This window comes from Limihaloglobus sulfuriphilus, assembly GCF_001999965.1.
GTDB classification, from domain to species: Bacteria; Planctomycetota; Phycisphaerae; order Sedimentisphaerales; family Sedimentisphaeraceae; genus Limihaloglobus; species Limihaloglobus sulfuriphilus.
In genome coordinates this window covers 2307251-2325352 of record NZ_CP019646.1, presented here as the reverse complement: position 1 = coordinate 2325352, position 18102 = coordinate 2307251, and the positions used below count along the sequence as shown (strand labels likewise).

The 18102-nt window shown below is 38.7% G+C and carries 16 protein-coding genes; 9 read left to right on the top strand and 7 right to left on the bottom strand.

Annotated elements, in window-relative coordinates; translation table 11 throughout:
- The first annotated feature begins 251 nt into the window (after nucleotides 1-251).
- Complete coding sequence (locus SMSP2_RS08885; RefSeq protein ID WP_146683610.1) at nucleotides 252-926, top strand: tyrosine-type recombinase/integrase; 675 nt, start codon at nucleotides 252-254, stop codon at nucleotides 924-926.
- A gap of 473 nt (nucleotides 927-1399) precedes the next feature.
- Complete coding sequence (locus tag SMSP2_RS08880; RefSeq protein WP_146683609.1) at nucleotides 1400-2095, top strand: PEP-CTERM sorting domain-containing protein; 696 nt, start codon at nucleotides 1400-1402, stop codon at nucleotides 2093-2095.
- Between the two features lie 2 nt (nucleotides 2096-2097).
- On the opposite strand, the gene SMSP2_RS08875 is transcribed toward SMSP2_RS08880, so the two are convergent.
- Nucleotides 2098-5367: a hypothetical protein gene (locus SMSP2_RS08875; protein WP_146683608.1), complete on the bottom strand. Its 3270-nt coding sequence runs from the start codon at nucleotides 5365-5367 to the stop codon at nucleotides 2098-2100.
- 3 nt (nucleotides 5368-5370) lie between these two features.
- Between SMSP2_RS08875 and SMSP2_RS14875 the strand changes: the two genes are divergently transcribed.
- Both SMSP2_RS14875 and SMSP2_RS08870 read left to right on the top strand, forming a co-directional pair.
- Nucleotides 5371-5541, top strand: a complete 171-nt coding sequence (locus SMSP2_RS14875) for a hypothetical protein (RefSeq protein ID WP_186804654.1) — start codon at nucleotides 5371-5373, stop codon at nucleotides 5539-5541.
- Nucleotides 5542-6600: 1059 nt separating this feature from the next.
- On the top strand, nucleotides 6601-7074 hold the full coding sequence (locus tag SMSP2_RS08870) for a MarR family winged helix-turn-helix transcriptional regulator (protein WP_146683607.1): 474 nt from the start codon (nucleotides 6601-6603) through the stop codon (nucleotides 7072-7074).
- Nucleotides 7075-7643: 569 nt separating this feature from the next.
- Here the strand turns inward: SMSP2_RS08870 and SMSP2_RS15270 are convergent.
- On the bottom strand, nucleotides 7644-7955 hold the full coding sequence (locus tag SMSP2_RS15270; RefSeq protein ID WP_146683606.1) for a transposase: 312 nt from the start codon (nucleotides 7953-7955) through the stop codon (nucleotides 7644-7646).
- Nucleotides 7956-8042: 87 nt separating this feature from the next.
- On the opposite strand from SMSP2_RS15270, the gene istA reads away from it, so the two are divergent.
- Complete coding sequence (gene istA, locus SMSP2_RS08860) at nucleotides 8043-9524, top strand: IS21 family transposase (protein WP_186804653.1); 1482 nt, start codon at nucleotides 8043-8045, stop codon at nucleotides 9522-9524.
- Between the two features lie 34 nt (nucleotides 9525-9558).
- Nucleotides 9559-10326 (top strand): IS21-like element helper ATPase IstB, encoded by a 768-nt coding sequence (gene istB / locus SMSP2_RS08855; protein WP_146683605.1) that lies wholly within the window; start codon nucleotides 9559-9561, stop codon nucleotides 10324-10326.
- Nucleotides 10327-10554: 228 nt separating this feature from the next.
- On the opposite strand, the gene SMSP2_RS08850 is transcribed toward istB, so the two are convergent.
- The 4 genes from SMSP2_RS08850 to SMSP2_RS08835 form a co-directional block, all read right to left on the bottom strand.
- A complete protein-coding gene (locus SMSP2_RS08850; protein ID WP_146683604.1) occupies nucleotides 10555-11367 on the bottom strand; it encodes an IS110 family RNA-guided transposase in 813 nt (270 codons plus the stop codon).
- A gap of 183 nt (nucleotides 11368-11550) precedes the next feature.
- Nucleotides 11551-11910 carry a hypothetical protein gene (locus SMSP2_RS08845; RefSeq protein WP_146683603.1) on the bottom strand — a complete coding sequence of 120 codons (360 nt, stop codon included), beginning with the start codon at nucleotides 11908-11910 and terminating at the stop codon, nucleotides 11551-11553.
- Nucleotides 11910-12272, bottom strand: a complete 363-nt coding sequence (locus SMSP2_RS08840) for a hypothetical protein (RefSeq protein WP_146683602.1) — start codon at nucleotides 12270-12272, stop codon at nucleotides 11910-11912. Before SMSP2_RS08840 ends, SMSP2_RS08845 begins: the two co-directional genes overlap by 1 nt.
- Nucleotides 12262-12684 (bottom strand): hypothetical protein, encoded by a 423-nt coding sequence (locus SMSP2_RS08835; RefSeq protein WP_146683601.1) that lies wholly within the window; start codon nucleotides 12682-12684, stop codon nucleotides 12262-12264. Before SMSP2_RS08835 ends, SMSP2_RS08840 begins: the two co-directional genes overlap by 11 nt.
- Before the next feature lie 397 nt (nucleotides 12685-13081).
- On the opposite strand from SMSP2_RS08835, the gene SMSP2_RS08830 reads away from it, so the two are divergent.
- Nucleotides 13082-13495, top strand: coding sequence for a JAB domain-containing protein (locus tag SMSP2_RS08830; RefSeq protein ID WP_146683600.1), 414 nt, complete (start codon nucleotides 13082-13084; stop codon nucleotides 13493-13495).
- 2 nt (nucleotides 13496-13497) lie between these two features.
- Nucleotides 13498-13734 carry a hypothetical protein gene (locus tag SMSP2_RS08825; RefSeq protein WP_146683599.1) on the top strand — a complete coding sequence of 79 codons (237 nt, stop codon included), beginning with the start codon at nucleotides 13498-13500 and terminating at the stop codon, nucleotides 13732-13734.
- A 117-nt stretch (nucleotides 13735-13851) separates the two neighbouring features.
- On the opposite strand, the gene SMSP2_RS08820 is transcribed toward SMSP2_RS08825, so the two are convergent.
- A complete protein-coding gene (locus SMSP2_RS08820; protein ID WP_146683598.1) occupies nucleotides 13852-14976 on the bottom strand; it encodes a tyrosine-type recombinase/integrase in 1125 nt (374 codons plus the stop codon).
- A gap of 644 nt (nucleotides 14977-15620) precedes the next feature.
- On the opposite strand from SMSP2_RS08820, the gene SMSP2_RS08815 reads away from it, so the two are divergent.
- Nucleotides 15621-18098: an ATP-binding protein gene (locus SMSP2_RS08815; protein ID WP_146683597.1), complete on the top strand. Its 2478-nt coding sequence runs from the start codon at nucleotides 15621-15623 to the stop codon at nucleotides 18096-18098.
- Nucleotides 18099-18102 lie beyond the last annotated feature (4 nt).

Below are 18102 nucleotides of genomic sequence, written 5' to 3'. Positions count from 1 at the left end.
AAACAATTTGTAATAAATGTGCAGAAAAATCGCGAAATCTGTACTTTGATAGAAAATAATTTGACGCTTACGTAAATGCATCATAAAAAAACACTTAAGGCCGCCTGGCATCAAAATTCAGCCATAAGGCAATAGCCGCAAAAAAATATTTTACGGCCACATTACGCAATAGTATAAAGAATCCTATCTGATTGTCCATAAATTATTTAAGTTTCCGAATATACTTTCTTTATGTTCATGTATCGCGATCAATGCGAAACAAAGCGAAAGGACAGAAATATGAACCAAAAAAAATGATTTCAAATGACTGGGTTTTAGAGCCAAACAAGTACATGGACAAGGCAGAAGCTGACATTTTGCTCAGCACCGTTGCCCGCAGAGCCAAAAAGTATCGGCAAAAAGGGCTGTATTTTGGTATCAGGGACTATTTTGCCATCCATCTTGCCATGATGACCGGCCTTAGAGTGCAGGAAATTGCTGACCTTAAGTGCGGAGACTTGTTTCTTGACGGCCATTTATGTTCGGTAATCGTCAGGTGTGGCAAGGGCAGCAAGAAACGGATCGTCTACTTCAATGGTGAGTTTAAAGATCATTGTCTCGAATACCTGGACTGGAAGGCACAAATGGGTGAGTCGCTTGAGCCGGAAGCTCCTTTGATCGTATCTCGGTCAACGGGTGGGCATATGTCCACCAGAGGCCTTCAACGTATGTTCAAACGTAATGCTCAAAGGGCGGGGCTCAAATCCTGCTACTCGATTCACTGTTTGAGGCACACTTACGCCTGTTTTTTGCTTAAAGCAGGAGACTGGAACCTGCGTTTGGTTCAAAAACAGCTTGGCCACGCCAGAATTTCAACGACCCAAGTGTATGCTGATGTGATGATGCCTGACATGGAGAATGCATTGAATCGGCTTTATGCAGATTAGTGCCCGGTTGAATCAGAAACATCAATTACAGGATATTCACAATAATTACATTTATCGAAAGGAATAATTATGCAAATTGGACAGATTAACTATGTGCGTCCTTCGTCTCCTGTAGAATTCGAGGACGTAGAACACATCTTGACGATGTCAGGGAAAGATTTGATCAGGATTGCCTGGAGCAGTTTAAATCCAAACAGTTCTAATGAAATAAAAGGGGCTTTAGGATGTTTCTTCAAATCCTATTTTAATCTAAAAGATGGTGATGGTACCAAGTGTGTAAATCTATTAATAAATCTTGGTTTGTTAGGCAATAACCACCGTTCATACCAAGATTATTATTATCCGAAATTCAAATTATAGGAGCGGGTAGAAGAATGAATTCACCCAAATCACCTCCTTGTTCCCTTGACGGTGGTAACAGGGATAAAATTTATAAGTACAAAGGAATTCTTCAAAGCTAAGAGGTATCTATAATGAAAGGACTACTTAAAAAAATCGCAACGGCAGCAATGATTTCAGCTGCCGCACTCACGCCAAATTTAAAGGCAGGACAGATGGATCTACATAAGACATATACTCCAAGGCATATCACTTTAACTCAGCCTGATCCACATCACTATTCTGATTCATGGGAAGTATCAGCCTATGTTAGAAATAATACTCGTGATGCACTTAATGAAGGTGTTATTGATTATTCAGATTTATTGACTCAAATCGCAGATTTACCACATAATGTCTCAACTTACAGCGATGACGGTAATGATGCTAACAACATGTCTGACTTTATCAACGGTGCTAAAAATGACAAGCTTCTAGGAGCGGGTATTGGAAACCTTGATAATCAAGGCTTAGGCTGGGATGCTGATGTTCGTGATGATGGAACTGTCTATTTTACTCACAATGGTTTGATTCCAGGAGTAACTTACGTTTACTGGGACGATGGCCTTGCAAAAGAGGTTGATCTTGGTATTGCAGATTCATTATTGAATGGCTATACACTTGGATTAGATCAAAACAGAACCATTGAAGATATGGCAACAGCTCAAAGAACAGCTATGAACATTTATCCAGCTGATGGATATGCTGTAAATGTTGTTCCAGAACCTGCAACTGCAGGACTAATGTTAACTGGTCTTGCTGCAATTGCAGCTTCAAGAAAAAAGGAATAAAGCTATCGTGTGATTAAGTAGTTAGTTACTGTGTTTAAAATTCTCCCTGCCCATGAGAAAGGATGGGGAGACTCTCGTTTTCTTATATAGTCTTCATAAACCCCGTTTTGATTGTATGCATAATAATCCTCAGTTGAAGTTTCAGACATGATTACAGTTGGTTCTCCGTCAATAATTACAATTGAATAGTGAGCATCATTGTCCATTTCGTACCTTGCCAGGACTATTCTATTTGAAGTTATAATCTCACCGCTTTGGTTGATGTACGGCAGATCCGGCGAGTCGCACTCGATCAGGTAGTTATATACGCCTTCTCCTAAAACAACGCCACTAAAGGCCGAATCCTGCCCGTCAACGGCAAGCGAACAGTTGCCTGACCGATCATTCTGCCCGAAATAGTCTGTATAATTGACTTCAATATCAAAAGGATTTCCCGGTGATCTGTCTGGGATATTAACCGACAAACTGACGTTATTAACAATCTCATAGTTCCCGGCTGTTGCAGTACCGATTACATTGCCAGAGGTGTATGATAAATCGGTTGTGACACTGCCGTCCTTAAGAATTATTGGCGATTCAATAGAACCAACTATCATACTCACAGTATAAGTACCCGGCAAAGATAGATTAAAGCCATTTGCGGTCTGATAAAAACCACTGGATAAATTAAGGCCTGAATAATTCTCGCTTGTTTGTAATGTAATATTCAGGTTATCACCAACGGATAATTTTACTCCAGAAATATCCTCAATTCCATTCAAAAGACTATAATTTCTAAAATCTGTTTGATACGATCCATTAACAGAATAATCCCAGTAAGGCAAACCAGTGCTGTTTAGCTGAATTACTTGCATCCTTGTAAAATTGGAAATAGTAATGCTGTTAGGCAGGTATGCAAAATCTTCATCAAACGCGAAGGTATAATTCAACTCAGTATTATTGACACGAGTCTGCCAATATCTCTTCACTGATGATGTTGAACTAAAAGAAGTTTCTTCAAGAGAATTATTGAATGTTCCTGATCTATAAACCGGATTCTGGCCATCTGTAAATGATATGTTTGTAAGGCTATAAACTTCAAAAGAACTGCTGCTTCTCAGGCTGATGCTTGATGGCAAACTCGTATCTTCCAGATACAGTACTGCATCCTGTGCAATGATTGAGCAGTCTTCAAACGAAGAATCAGATATATTGAGACTCGCATTCGTTATGGAAATATTGACGTCTGAAAACGTGATGTTATCCAAAAGCCGGTTTGTATTTCCAACAAAACTTAGATTGCTAATATTGTTGAATAGCGAATTAGTTATAGTATCCGTAGTGTGATTAAACAAATATGAATTACCGGTAGCATTGACATGATTCCATTCAACCTGGGTATTGCTTGCAATAAATGAAGATGTATTCAAATCAAAATATTTCCAGTTGTCGCCTGAATACCCACTACAAAAGACGTCAATTATCCAGTTATTCCCCGGAACATAGACACATTCAGAATTGAGTTTAGATGCTGTTATAGGGCTTGCAAGTATTCCAGCATAGGTTACTGGCCAGACCGAGACTGTGTATTCATCGTAGTTGGATGTATTGAAGGTGTAATTACCATCACTATTGGTCAAATAGTATTTGCGATTTAGTCTTGAATCAAATACGTCGTTCCTAAATTCGTGGGTTGCGAACTCTGCATGAATGAAATGGTCAGCGACCGACCAGGCAGCGTTAGCCATCAGAGTAAATGCCGCCTGATCGGAAACCGATTCGTTCACCACACCCTCGGAGGCGTCCGCAATGCTTATGGAGAAACTATGACTAAGGTTGTTTTCAACGTAAATATCAATACTATTGTTCCATAAAGTGATATCTCTGTCTCCTGTCTGGTGTCCAGTAAGGATATCGGTGTCGCTATCCCCGTCAATGTCAATATACGCTAATGAATTAAAGAATGTTGTACTGTTGACGGAATACTCGCTAGTCAAGTTGTCATAAAAAACTCCTAAACTATTGTCAGCAGGACTGGTATCACCATCATAGTAAAGAGCAAGCAGTTCCGGCATATTGGTATTGGTTGAGTCGCCGGAACCGATTGCCCAGAGCATGAATACATCCGCCATACTGGTTTTCTTATGTAAGGTCTCGTCTGAGAAGTTAACGTCATAAACGGTTATATTGCTTGCAGTAACCGCAATCTCATACTGCTCATCATCGTCGAGGTTGGCAATGAGTATCTTAGAGTCAACGATGTCATGAAGGTTGTATGAAAAAGAACTAAAGGAAGCGTCTTCGTAGCCGTCGTTTAGCATGATACTCAGGCGTGTATATCCAAAACCGCTAAAGTCTCGTAAACATATAAGGTCTTCCTTGAAATCCTTATTGATATCAAGTATATGGAAGTCGTCACAATCCTGTATTATTTCAAACTCATTAGAAGCCGTTAATTCAGGACCAATCAAATAACTTAAATTCACATTGCCATCCCCGCTGATTATCAGAATATCACGGTCAAAATCATTGTTGAAGTTCACCGGACCAAATGCTCGTATAAACTGGTTAGTATGCAATATTGAACTTGAAAAGGAAAAACTATTCTCAAACGTAAGTAGTGTGATATTGGTTTCGGTTTCAATGTTGAGCTTTCCAAGGAGAATGTCTCCGTTTCCATCTGAATCAACGTCAGATACTACAAAGTCATAATCTGAATCAAAATCGGTGTTCTGATAAGAAACCGTATTATAATCCGGTCCCGCATATATCCTTAGATCATCGCCAAGGACGATTAGGTCATCATACCCGTCAAGATTGAAATCATAATTGCCGAGCTTAAAGTCTGAAGCGGTTACCTGTCCAAACGGTGGTGCGATTTCGGTTAACTGCGGCTCAAACTCCACCACTGTTATATTGTCTGGCCATATCATATCGCCCGAAATTGTGTAGTTGCAATCAAAGATAAGTTCCACCTCACCGCTTTCGTTGAAATTTACCGGGAAGGTTGTATTTCTACCGGTAAATGCTCCTGGTATTCCATCAAGGGTATAGTTACATTCCTGGGCATTAATCCTGTTACGACTAAAATCGTACTCGTAGGTTTCCAGTAAAATGTTGTTTTCAATAGATCGCATGGCAGGACGGTCAAGCTGCCATCTAACGCTCCATCTTTCATATATTGTTTGCTCTAATACCTGCTGTCCTTCTCCGCAGTTGTATTGTATTTGGGTGGTTGCAGGTACATCTTCGATAAACGCCTGGTAGAGTCTGTTTGCAGCATTATAGCTCATTGAGTGGTTGGTCGTCCAGTTGTTAAGGCTCGTGTTACAGTTAAGTCCAAGGGCGGTGTTCCCGCTACTGTTTGTGATATTGAGCATGAAGGTGATGTTATCGTGGGCAAGGATAGTTTGGTAATCAGATTCGACCGAAGCATTGTAGTCGTAGCCGTAAGTGGATACGGATAGAACTATAATTGCCCCAATTAATACAAAGATACCCCTCATTCTTTAACTTCAGGTTTTGGGTTATATAAAGGTTGCGATTTAGATTGTAAGAAACCTGCATATTGTTTGGGGCAAATGATGTGTAAAGAGAAAAATGTATTGTATATGTTACATTCTTATTATGCTAAAAATATATATATGATTGAATAATAGTAGGTGTATGGATGTCATAAAAATTAAGGATAATAACTCCGTAACTGGTTGTGGTATATATATTGAGCAGATTAGTTGTGATGAGATATTGTTCCTGGAAGACTTGGTTCAAAAACTTGGTTTTTGTCGAGATCTAAGATATGAACAGCGTAGTTTGAAACTTGCAAGCGGTCTTAATTCGAAGGATGTTAAAACAAGGACATACTCTATGGATAGTAGCCATTTTTCATACATATTTTTAACAACCAACAGATGTGTAAGTATATGTTGGAGTTGTGCTAACCTAAGTGGCTATGATTTGATTAGTATGTATTTTTCAGAACTAGATATGAATTAATCTGGCATCTACATATTTCCCTCCCTGCCTTTGGTTAAGCAGGGAGGGAATCTAATTTACCTGACTAGATTTTCAAGGCTATTGACCAATGGAACATTAGGGCCGGTAGGGTTCACAGTTCTATCAAGTGTGTCTAGTCTTGCCCTAGCAAAATCGCCAAGGTGTGTTTTAGATAGGGCCGGATTTTGGGAAATCATGTCGTACGATTTTGCAATATCACGCATCTGGATTTGATAATCATCTGGAGTCAACATCTCATGACCTTTCATATTATAGAATTACAGTTGATTTTATACCCTCTATAAACAATATAGGGCTACGAAAGCATGTTATTGTAATCTTATCCTCTCTCCGCTACGCAGTTAACTACCATCAAAAAGTAGCGATTTTTTGATGATCAATCGCAAATTAACCTTGTAATATTTTATTATGATTATATATATATATCGACGAGTGTCAAATAAATTCCGAAATATATTAGCTTATTCGGAATATTTTACGGCAAACCATCTTAAAGTAATGAGGTAATAATGAGAAATAATGTTTTGGCAGATGTTTTGGAACTAATATTCGATATATCCTTGAAGACTAGGATCTTAAAAGAATGGCAATCTTCAAATGCCGCAAGAAAACCTAAATACAGTGGAAAACAAATCTTAATTTTAGAATTAGCGGACAATTACGATTCATTGACTGAGAAAGAATTGGGTATAATATTTGGTATGGCGACAAGTTCGGTAAATGATTTAGTTGAAAAGTTAGTTCATGCTGGTCTTATTGAGAAACATCGGAATGAGAATGGGGATAGTAGAGAAAAACTTATTAAACTCACAGAAGAAGGTGCAGATGAACTTTCTGAGATTAAGAAGTTCGGTTCAAAACGCTATGAATATCTTGTTAGTCGATTTCAAGAGTCTGAGCTTGAAGGTTTTATAGATTATCTTAAGTTGGTTGATGAGTCAGTAGGTTCTTCAATGAGAAGTATCATATTCCAGCAATATTAAATGAGCCTGTTTTATTGTTTACCCTTTTTAGGGGTGGCTCAACCTTTCCACCCGTTTTAATTACAGATATTGAAATGATTTGGGTTTATATCAGATATTTAAATCTTATGTTTGAAACCGACTTTAGTCGATATGCTTTATATCCCCATCATTAAAAAGACTTCCCGAGTAAGACATGTCGGGGTAGTAATCAGATTCTTCAGCTATATTTTCATGTTGTTGACTATTGCTATTCTGAGATAACTCATCAGAATTATTCTCAGTTACATTGGTTACCTCAATATTATTTGACGTGCATCCGACAACAAAGAAACATACTCCCAATAAACTCAATAAGAATATTACTCTGATCATCTATGTTAAACCTCGCTCATTTTTATAGCTTGTGTTCTTTTTATTACTTTTCATTTAAATTACTACCTCACAAAAAGGCTTTACGACATTCATCTATCCGGTCGTTCGGAAAGGAAACTTCCTTTCTTATACCACTATTGCGGTCGTCTCAAGCATCTCCTAATCATAATGTCAGTCGTGCATAGATGCAGAGGACTATGAGCAAAACAGGAGGCCTATGATGCTTTCTTGTGAATTTGAAGTTGTTGGTATGTTATTCCACATTCCAACATTTGGTAAATGTAAGTTAACATTTTTCTTGCAATTGCAGTTATTGCAATATTGTGTCCTCTTCTTTTTTTTATTCTGTGATATATTTTTGCTAATGTGCTATCATGCATTATTGCAATGTTTGCACATTGCCCAAGCATCCATCTAAGATGCTTACTTCCTTGTTTTGATATATGCCCTGTGTTACATCTATCTGCTGATTGATTGTTAAGCGGCGCTGAAAACAGGTCAGTAATGAGCGGGTCAAAATAGGTCATTTTGAAAGGAAGTTTTTGCCTTAGAGTCGTTATATTATCGATATTATCGAAAATATAACGGAGGTCTTTATGGCGAACTATCTAAAAATGACTAAAAGAAGTGTAATACAGACATTAAGAGAGCGTAACTGGTCTTGCAGGCGTATATCCAGAGAGCTTGGCATCCACCTGGATACGGTGCGTAAGTATGCAAAATCAGACAATGATAATTCAAAACAGGTCACTAACGCGCCTCCCGGGTCGGTGGCCCAAAGCTCAACCGGTCCGGTAAGCAATTGTGAGCCTTACCGTGAAATAATTAAGAACAAGCTGGATATGGGGCTCAGCCGCCGGCGTATATGGCAGGATCTTCGTGACGACCACGGCTCTGATGTCAGCTACCACAGCGTTCGCAGGTTTGTCAACCGCCTCAGTAAAAATTCGCCTGTTCCGTTCAGGCGTCTTGAATGCAGGCCCGGTGAAGAGGCTCAGATAGATTTTGGTACGGGTGCACCGGTAATAACGAAAGATGGCAGACGAAAAAGAACTCATGTAATACGGGTAGTGCTTAGCTTCTCCCGTAAATCCTACAGCGAGGCAGTTTTCAGGCAGACCGGCGATAACTTTATAAATTGCCTGGAAAACGCTTTTCACCACTTTGGCGGTGTTCCGCAAACACTGATAATAGATAATCTTAAAGCTGCTGTAAACAAAGCTGACTGGTATGATCCTGAGATACACCCAAAAATAGTGTCATTCTGCCGTCATTACGGTACCGCCATTTTACCCTGTAAGCCGTATACCCCAAGACACAAGGGTAAGGTTGAAAAAGCAGTAGCATATGTCAAAAATAACGCCCTCAAGGGCCGCAGCTTTAAGAGCCTCTCAGAGCAGAATCAGTTTCTTCTCAGCTGGGAGAGCCGTATTGCCGATACCCGTATTCACGGCACTACCCGCAAGCAGGTAGGCAAATTGTTCACAGAACAGGAAAAGCCTGCTTTATTGAGGCTTCCGGTTGGAAGGTTTCCTTCATTTACAGAAGCTCAGCGGTCCGTTCACAGGGACGGCCATATAGAGGTAGAGAGGACCTATTACTCGGTGCCTCCGGAATATACCGGCCGCAAGGTATGGGCAAGATGGGACGGCCATATGGTAAGAGTATTTAACCGCAGCATGGAGCAGATTGTTGTTCACGCTAAAGTTGAGCCGGGCAGATTCCAGACTCAGGACGGACATATTCATTCAGAGAAAAGAACAAAGATAGAAAACGGCGTTGTATGGATGCTTGAACGAGTCAGTCTGATAGGTGACAATGCCGAGAGATGGGCCCTGCAGATGCTTGAGGCCAGAGGAATACCTGGTATCCGCGTACTTCTGGGCTTGCTGAATATGACCAATACCTATAAAGGTAACAAAATCGATAATGCATGTAAAATAGCGTTAAGCCACAATGCTTTTCGATTGAAGACCATCAGGAGTATTATTAAACACGGCGGTGACAGGCAGCTCCAGATGGAATTTATAGATGAGCACCCTATTATCAGAGATATCTCCAGTTACGGAGAATTCGTAAGAGAGGTTCTGGGCTGAACAATAATCATAACTTATTCAGGAGCAGATTATTATGAACAATTCACTGCATAACACATTAAAATCACTAAGGTTGTCAGGTATGCTTGAGACACTTGAAGTTCGATTGCAGGAGGCAGCCGGCAACAGCCTCACTCATGCTGAGTTTTTAGAACTGATCCTGCAGGATGAGATGCTGGTCAGAAAGCATCGCCAGATCCAAAGGGGTATTAAGGCTGCCGGGTTTAGAGAACTCAAGACACTGGAGGAGTTTGACTGGCAGTTCAATACTTCGATTAAAAGAAGCCGGATATTTGATATGGCCACATGCCGCTTTATCAGTGAGGGCGTTGATGTTCTGCTGCTTGGCCCTCCGGGTGTGGGCAAGAGTCATTTGTGTCAGGCGATAGGCTATCAGGCAGTCAAGGCAGGCATGGCTGTGCGGTACCGCTCGATATTTGATGTTGCCAGGGATTTTCTGCACGAAGATGCCTTTGCCTGTCAGGATAAGGTAATGAACAGATATCTCAAGCCGGAGCTGCTGATAATCGATGACATGGGCATCAAGCATCTGCCAAAACGCTGCGGCGAGTATCTGCTGGAGATCATTATGCGGCGATATGAAAACAAATCCACGATGATGACCTCCAACAGGCCGCTGGAAGACTGGGGCAAGCTCATTGGTGATGTACCATCGGCAACCGCAATCCTGGACAGGTTTTTGCATCATGCTGAGATCATCAACATCACAGGCCGCAGCTACCGTCTCAAGGACCGTGCCGAGCATGGTGCCTGTGAGAAAAGAGCCGGCCATGAAGGCTGACTCAGTCTTAACCGGCCTGTCCCGCCCGGCTTGCGGCGGCCAGGTTCCGACGAGCTTTTTGGGTGGCCCATTCTCACCCGGCCGCCGGTCCGGGCGAAACAGGCCTGGCGTATCTGCCCAATAACGTCGAAAATAATCGTTTTATCCAAATCCAACTTGACAAATGAAACTAAAAATAGTAAATAACAACTGGTTTAACTGACCCATTTTGAACGCGCTCATAGTGACCTAATTTAAAGCGCCGATTGACAATTGATAAACCGAAGGGTTTAATCCTGCAAAGGAAGTTAACTTTCTTGCATTACTAAATCTTTTGATTTCTCCAATTTCTCCTAATATCGAAATTGACGAATAAGGTGCAACCCCTGGTATACTTATTAGCAATTTTGCAAAAGGATTCTGCTCAGCATAATCCTTAATCATTTGCTCTGATTTTTTGGATTTATGACTTAAGTGTCTTAAAATTCCGATATAATCATCAATCTGAAGTCTTTCAGTCCAATCAAGATCCAAAGACTGAAGGAATTCAATTCCTTTCTCTGTGAAAATGTTATCATACGGATTTTTGATACCTTTTCTTGTTAATATAGCATGAATCTTGTTTTTGATTATGCCTTTTATTCTTCCAAGCGATGCTCGATATCTTGTTATTTGTCTTTGTTCTCTTATTATGTGAGAGGGAGCATAACTTTTTGGTAGCAGATTTGTTCTGACTAAATCTGCTAAGGCTTTTGCATCATGTCTGTCTGTTTTTTTCTTTGATGAAATAATTAATCCTACTCTTGAGGGATTTGCTAATTGTACATTAGTAAATCCTTTATCTATAAGGTAATCATAAACGTATTCCCAACAACTACAAGATTCCAAAGCAATTTTAGAATCCTTACTTATTCTTGTGAAAAATTTATCCAATTCATATGGATCATTGTTTACTTTTTTTTCAAAAAGTAATTCACCTTCATTATCCATTGCATAACAATAGATAAATTTTTTGTGTACGTCCAATCCTACACAACATTTATATTTTAGTTCTGATAACATTTTATCCTCTTTGGAATTTGGCTTTTACCCCCTCGATTTTTCAGGGGGTGAAAGTCAAATCCTTTCAATTTCTTAATTCACAAACTAAAATTTTTTGTGAAACAAAAAATTGCGAGGTTTAACATGCAATCATATGCTATTCCAACGACATTACGCTTATAAATATTACGCCTAATGCAAAGTTTACTCCTCATAGAATTTCCTATAGAGCCTGCTCGGAATCCGCTCCCGATTAGCAGTTTCAAGCTCATCAATTAGTTTCTTTGCTGCAATTGTATTACCGACTCTAAGCGTATTGTAAATCTTATCTAAATCAGTTATGTCAAGATAGGTCATTCCCGCAAGTGTATAGTTTTTGGATTCTGCAAACTCTCTTGCTTCCAAAGATAGACTTCCGATCTGCTCTTCAAGCTCAGAAATGTCCCGGATATACTCCCTAAGATTATAATTATCCGGTATTCGTTCTTGCAAGTATGCCCTCTGTTCATCACTCAATTCTTCATAGACAAGTTTGCGTGGTAGATAAATTGTCATCTTGCCCATCACCCTCGAAATAGCCGGTCATAAAGCCGTGGCGGAATATAGTCTGTTACCTGTTCTTCAAGGTGCTTAGCTAAAACTCTTGCCGAATCAGGTTTTCCTCGCTGAAGAACTGTATAAATGTCATGCATATCTGCAACTCCGGACAACATCATGCTCGCTTCAAGATATTCCTGTGACTCGATTTGATATTGTGCATCTCTTACCATTTCGCCGATCTGAAACTCCAGTTCTGAGACATCTCTGATGTAGTCACGAAGCGGGTAATTCTCCGGCAGTTTAGATTTAAGAAACTCTCGTTGCTGTTCGTTTAGATGATGATATACCAGTCTAGCAGGAAGCCTGGGATCGCCATCAGAGTCCAATTTTGCTACCTCCAAAGTATGTTATATGTTCAAAAGGACGAATATACGAGTCCAGGCCATAGAAATTATCTTTTACATCTTCAAGCTCAGAATAAACGTGCTGTGCTGCAACTAACCTTTGAGCAATATCATCTGCGGGAATACTGCTTTTCACCTCAACTTCCGGTGTTAGAATCTCAACATCAATCATATTAGAGTATGGTTTTCGGCTCAAAATTGCGTAATGTCCTGACATTCCTTGAATCTCAATTTCAGTGTAGCGAGGATGAGAACTGATACCTCGGAGCATGCCCATATCGTATGCCATGTTTAAAACAACTTTTAGTGCAGCATTATCGCCAGTTTTAAATACCTGTTTTGCGTGTTGATCCATTAAAGAATCAATGCTTGTTGATTTGATTAAATCTCCCATTGTAAATCACAGTAATGATATTAATATATGATTTATGAATAATGAACCGAATAGGGTGGTCAGTAGTCGAAGAACTGCTTAATGTCTTTTGGCTGGGGGCATTTCGAATACATGTCTTTTGCGACATTCAATTCTCAGACTCCCCAGCATGCTTCTTGTATTTAATGCCATATTGAATATTAGCGAACTTTCGGGCTTACGAACTGCTAAATTGTTGCTTTCCATTAAAAAATAGAAACCAACTTAGGCAGGTTCTAGCTTTTTCCTACAGTTCTCAGTGCTGACACACATAGTCATTTGAGAATCTTATTTATTGTAATATTTCCCAAAGGGGCCAAAATTTTGAATTAAGCCCCTTTAGGGAAAAATATTCCGGGCGGGGCGAAGGTTTACTAAAATGAAAGAAATATTTGTGTTAAAAGAGGGCGGACGAAATAATCATATTGAAAGCCCCAAAGACCTGTTCAAGCAGACAAAAGAAATCAAGATCGACCACTACCAGGAGAATTGTATAATATTTTATCTGGATACCCGTAACAATATAATAGACTACGAGATACTTTTCAAAGGCGGTGTTTCATGTTGTGCAATTGACCCCAAAAATATATTTAGAAATGTTCTTTTGAAGAAAGCCTCAAATATAGCGATAGCTCATAACCATCCGAGTGGAAATTTAGAGCCATCAAATGAGGATGTCAGGATTTTCAAGCAATTAAGAAAAGCCGGCGATATACTTCACATTACAATACTTGATTTCTTGATATTCAACGAAAAGGAATTTTATTCCGTGAAATGCTATGAGAGGGGATGAATATGGCAATAGTAGAAATCGTAGTCTCAGAGGGGCATACTTATTCATGCCTGGATAAATTAGGGCAAGAATTTACTTCTGTGAGTTATGCGGGAAAATTGTACGGAGGAGCATCCCCTTGTAATAACCCTGAACAAATAACTCGAGCTATTGCAGGTGCAAAGAAATCAATTATTAAGGAAGGCGATACGCCAAAACTAAAAGACCAAAGAGAAAATCTGAGTAAATGGTTGGACTGAGACTTCAGGTTTAACCTGTCGTATATCAAAATTGATTTTAGGAGGTAATAAATGTAAAAGACAAAATGGGCCGTAAAAAGACGGCTTTCTAAATTTTGTGCGCAACAATTCCCTGTACTAAATTATATTGCAGGGCAATTGTTGCTTTGGACGGTTTGCCGCCCCACCGGCGACATCAACCGCCTGGAGCTTTAATAGCTCCTGCTGGAGGAAGAGCATTTGTTGTTGGATCATTTGGATCGAGGCTGTGCCGGTGTTGTTTACAGGTTGAGTTTGAAAGTTCTCATTAGCTACAGCTACATCCTTCGAATATACATTTTTCATCAGAGCCTGTTTAAGGTCACGATTATCAAGATGCACATATACATTTTGATGTTTACTTCCCGGTGTATGACCTGCAAATTTATTGTGTTCAACCCCTTTGACCCCGAGCTTATACACTTCGGTAAGCCTTGTATGTCTGAGTAGATATGTATTTACTCTCCGATTTACACCTGCTTTGTTTGCTAGTGATTGAATTATCCGATTCATGTAGCTGGTTGAAATTGATTTATTCCGTGAAGAATAGTGTTTCACCAATGCCGGAAACACATAATCTTCTGCCATAGGATCGGGGAAGGCCCAATTTTCGTACCAGTGAAATATATAGGGAAACGAATGAAGTATCGGCAAATCCCGATCTCGGGCAGTTTTGGAGGAATATAAATGTACTTCTTTTTCATCCAAATTCACATCACCCCATTTCAAGTCACGTATCTCCTGCGGGCGAGCGCCAGTTTCTACTAAAAGCATCAATAATGCTTTGTCTCGTATTCGTTCAGCAGCATGAAGCATTCGTCTTATCTCATCTGGTTTGAACAACACACTCTTATTTATTTTCTTGGGGTTAACTAAAGGCCCCTTTGTATTTTTCAAAGCCTCAAGCATATCAAGGTCACGATAAAACCATTTTAAGAAACGCTTCACAGTCCTTCGCATCATTATCTTGGTTTGGAGTTCATGAGTTGAATGATTCACTAAAGCCCAAAAATCAATAGCATCATCTTTCGTGATTTTATCAAGGGGTTTTTCAATAACATCCATAAACTGCAACATGTATCGCCGATAATCATTGACTTTTTTAGGACCCGCAGTAGTTGAGCAGTAACGCAGATAGCCGGCCAGTATCTTATTGTCAGCATCAGAAATAGAGTCAGCGAGTTTTTCAGAATCACGGCCATACATCCTATATTCAGTCTTCATATAACCACCTCGTATTGCTTTTGATTTTATAATAAATCAACCCGTTTGGGCGGTTATATACGTCGGCAAACACTGCCAGGTAGTAAAAGGGGCTTTTGCGCTGAAATGTAAATGCCTCCGGGGGGCTACTGTATTCGAGCGTTGTTGCTCGTTTTACACCCCTATTTGGTTGTTTATATTTTTGGTTCATTGTGTTACTAAGTCTGTAGCAGCACAAATATAAATATTGCGCATGGATTGTCTGAGGTAATATATAAATTTTCAACCGGTTAAGCAATTTGCAACATAATGATATTAGAAATATTTTGGATTATGGGTCTTAAATGGGTATACCAGTAACCGGCTGATGTATTCGGGCAATGCAGCTAGTTTCCCGTACTTAATTGGTTGTTTTTGTGCGTTTATTTTAGATCAGATAAGTTGTAACTGGAATATAAATGTTCCGAAATAAGCAGATAGTATTTAACCGTTTATAGTATCTTATATAAATCTGTGCAATTTTCAACACAGACAAAAATGTTTATAATTGCAGCCTTAGCCGTAAGGTGTTGCTGATTAAAAGCTTATGTTGCATTTTTTGTTGGGTGCAAAAAAAACTAAAAAGTATTGGACTTTGGTTCTTTGCTGATGTAAAATCAACATAAATGCAATTTTCACAAGACTTTATTTGGATATTGGAAGCTTTTGAATTGAATAATAACGGTTTTTCTATTCGTTGCCCACACTGTTTTGAGTGGAATGATTATATGTGTAATCCTGACGAAATAGCTATCAGATCTGAAGATGAGTTTAGAGCGATTCTAGATGGACTAACCTCTACCCCTGATACTTTTGAGCATGAGAAATTGTTTAGATGTAAACGGAAACAATGGGAATGTCCAGCTCGATTTGAAGCTTTTGTTTTTCCAAATGAAAAAGATGCTTTGAATCAGATTGATATACCTAAGTCGTGGTCTATGAAAAGAGATTTTCGCTTGTATAAGCATTCTCATCGAGATAATGATAGATGGCCTGATTTTGTCTGCGCGTTGTTTTGCGCGCAGAATGTAATTCGCCAAAAAGATATTAAATTAAGTCATTTTGTAAATACCGAATTTTTAGTTAATGCTTGCGAAGGTATTGGAACCGAAATTGGGGCGCCTTATACTGTATATATTGCAGGTGCTTCAAAATTAGATACAATGTGCAATTGGTTTCCAGTTGATGTAAAGAGTTCTACTTTTTCTGTTCCGCGTGGCTATCGTAAATTTTGTTCAACCTGTAGGCAGGCAGTATACAGTAAAATACTAGAATTATTTATTCATGACAATCCCAATCTCATTTCATGTCAAAAGTGTGATATAAATGATTGTTCCGCGAAAATAAATAATATTGTTGATACTAATATTAATTGGACTGTGTGTCCTGAAATTTTAGAATACAGAAAGCAATATGATCCCTGCTTTATTTCTGATGCAGAACTACTTGCAAAAGTAGAAACGAAATGGAACAAGAGTAAAGAGAGAGATGTGGTTGAACATGAGTGTTACGCTGGATTTACGGAATATGCCAAACCTATAATAGTTCATGATCACTTAATTGCCACTGCCGTTACAGGGCAACGCCTATCAAAATTGAGTGACCTCAGACCCATTAATGAGTTAATAGAAAAATACCCGTTCCTGTCATCGGCAAAAAGTGAATTAGAGAATATACGTAATAGTATTCTATCAGATCAAAAAACCAGTGGCAATAATGAATCTTCATTAAATTGTGAGCTTTTTGAACAAAAAAGTGCAATGATTGAAAGAATAGCTAAATCACAATACAACAATATACGAAGGCTGTCTGAGTCAAGTTTTAAACAAGAATTATTAGGTCGAATTAATGCAGATAGAAATAACCCTGAATTTTTTTCAACTACAGTACCCGATATTCTTGATAGAATGCGAGAGTTTTGGGCATTTGAATCAGCGTACCTTCTCGAATGGAGTGCTGAGTCTGAAGAAGTACTCGTAACAGCAATGAGTCATAATGAAAATAAGCAAATCATAGATTCGCCCGGAATCTCATTAGGAGCACTTGACACCGCATCAATAGAACAATTACAGCAACATCCTGTTCCATATTTATTATTTTGTTCAGAAGAAGAGGATTTGCATGATTTATTAAAGAAACAAGTAGACGCTGCCAAAACGTCGGATAATTCATTTTTAAAAAATCCTTTTATGAAAGTTCTTACAGGGTTGTTTTTTAAGGCAATCTCTGATCAGAGACTAAAAATACCTAGAGGTGCATGTTATTATTTCACAGCGGTACCATTGGCAAACAAATTGCATTATATTTTTGTTTTTGCTGTCAGAGATAAAAAATTAGTAAGTGCAGTTAGACCGCAAGCGGATGGAGGTATCAGCCAAATGTGTCAAGATATAATCTTGCAGACATGCGTTGATATTGTTCACGGTTTTAGTGACGTCAGGGAGTTTTTAGACAAATATGAACAAAGTTGGGTGGACTTTTCTCGCACGATGTCACACAGAATAGGAAATGAGATTGACACAATTAATAATTCTGTCTTTTACTTGGATAAGATTTGTAAAAAGGGAAGGCTAATGAATTCTTTTTGGAAGCAAAAATCTCCCACTGTTAAGAAGTCAATAATAAGTTCTCTTAACATGTTAAATGATCTAAAATTACTTTATGGCAAAATAGATCCCACCATAAAACCTGTTAATCTCGAGAAATTAATATTTCACTCAATTCTTTCATTAATTGACGAGGATTGCTTTGATTTCTTAAATGAATTAAAAATAGAGACAATTATGGTTGATGAAACTCTTTTTTTGCAAGTTTTTAAGGAACTAACAATAAATTCCATTAATATGTCAAATAATTCAGATGTAAAAATAAAATTAGAGATTTCTCAAGAAGGGAATTATCATGCAATTAAATTTACTGACAATTGCCAGGTTATACCAAATGAAGATAGAATGCGAATCTTTGAAAAAAATTATACTACACGAAAAAGCGGAACAGGATTAGGCCTCGCTATCATTAAAAGGATTATAAAAAAACACAAAGGTTCTATTGAGTGTATGCGGCCAGATTCAAACTATAAATTTAATATTAATATACCTCTATAAGGAA

Bases quoted from the DNA above. Each gene is read 5' to 3' on its own strand.
- SMSP2_RS08885 (WP_146683610.1), top strand. From the start codon at position 252: ATGCGAAACAAAGCGAAAGGACAGAAATATGAACCAAAAAAAATGATT.
- SMSP2_RS08880 (WP_146683609.1), top strand. From the start codon at position 1,400: ATGAAAGGACTACTTAAAAAAATCGCAACGGCAGCAATGATTTCAGCT.
- SMSP2_RS08875 (WP_146683608.1), bottom strand. From the start codon at position 5,367: ATGAGCTATAATGCTGCAAACAGACTCTACCAGGCGTTTATCGAAGAT.
- SMSP2_RS08870 (WP_146683607.1), top strand. From the start codon at position 6,601: ATGAGAAATAATGTTTTGGCAGATGTTTTGGAACTAATATTCGATATA.
- SMSP2_RS15270 (WP_146683606.1), bottom strand. From the start codon at position 7,955: ATGACCTATTTTGACCCGCTCATTACTGACCTGTTTTCAGCGCCGCTT.
- istA (WP_186804653.1), top strand. From the start codon at position 8,043: ATGACTAAAAGAAGTGTAATACAGACATTAAGAGAGCGTAACTGGTCT.
- istB (WP_146683605.1), top strand. From the start codon at position 9,559: ATGAACAATTCACTGCATAACACATTAAAATCACTAAGGTTGTCAGGT.
- SMSP2_RS08850 (WP_146683604.1), bottom strand. From the start codon at position 11,367: ATGTTATCAGAACTAAAATATAAATGTTGTGTAGGATTGGACGTACAC.
- SMSP2_RS08845 (WP_146683603.1), bottom strand. From the start codon at position 11,910: ATGGGCAAGATGACAATTTATCTACCACGCAAACTTGTCTATGAAGAA.
- SMSP2_RS08835 (WP_146683601.1), bottom strand. From the start codon at position 12,684: ATGGGAGATTTAATCAAATCAACAAGCATTGATTCTTTAATGGATCAA.
- SMSP2_RS08830 (WP_146683600.1), top strand. From the start codon at position 13,082: ATGAAAGAAATATTTGTGTTAAAAGAGGGCGGACGAAATAATCATATT.
- SMSP2_RS08825 (WP_146683599.1), top strand. From the start codon at position 13,498: ATGGCAATAGTAGAAATCGTAGTCTCAGAGGGGCATACTTATTCATGC.
- SMSP2_RS08820 (WP_146683598.1), bottom strand. From the start codon at position 14,976: ATGAAGACTGAATATAGGATGTATGGCCGTGATTCTGAAAAACTCGCT.
- SMSP2_RS08815 (WP_146683597.1), top strand. From the start codon at position 15,621: ATGCAATTTTCACAAGACTTTATTTGGATATTGGAAGCTTTTGAATTG.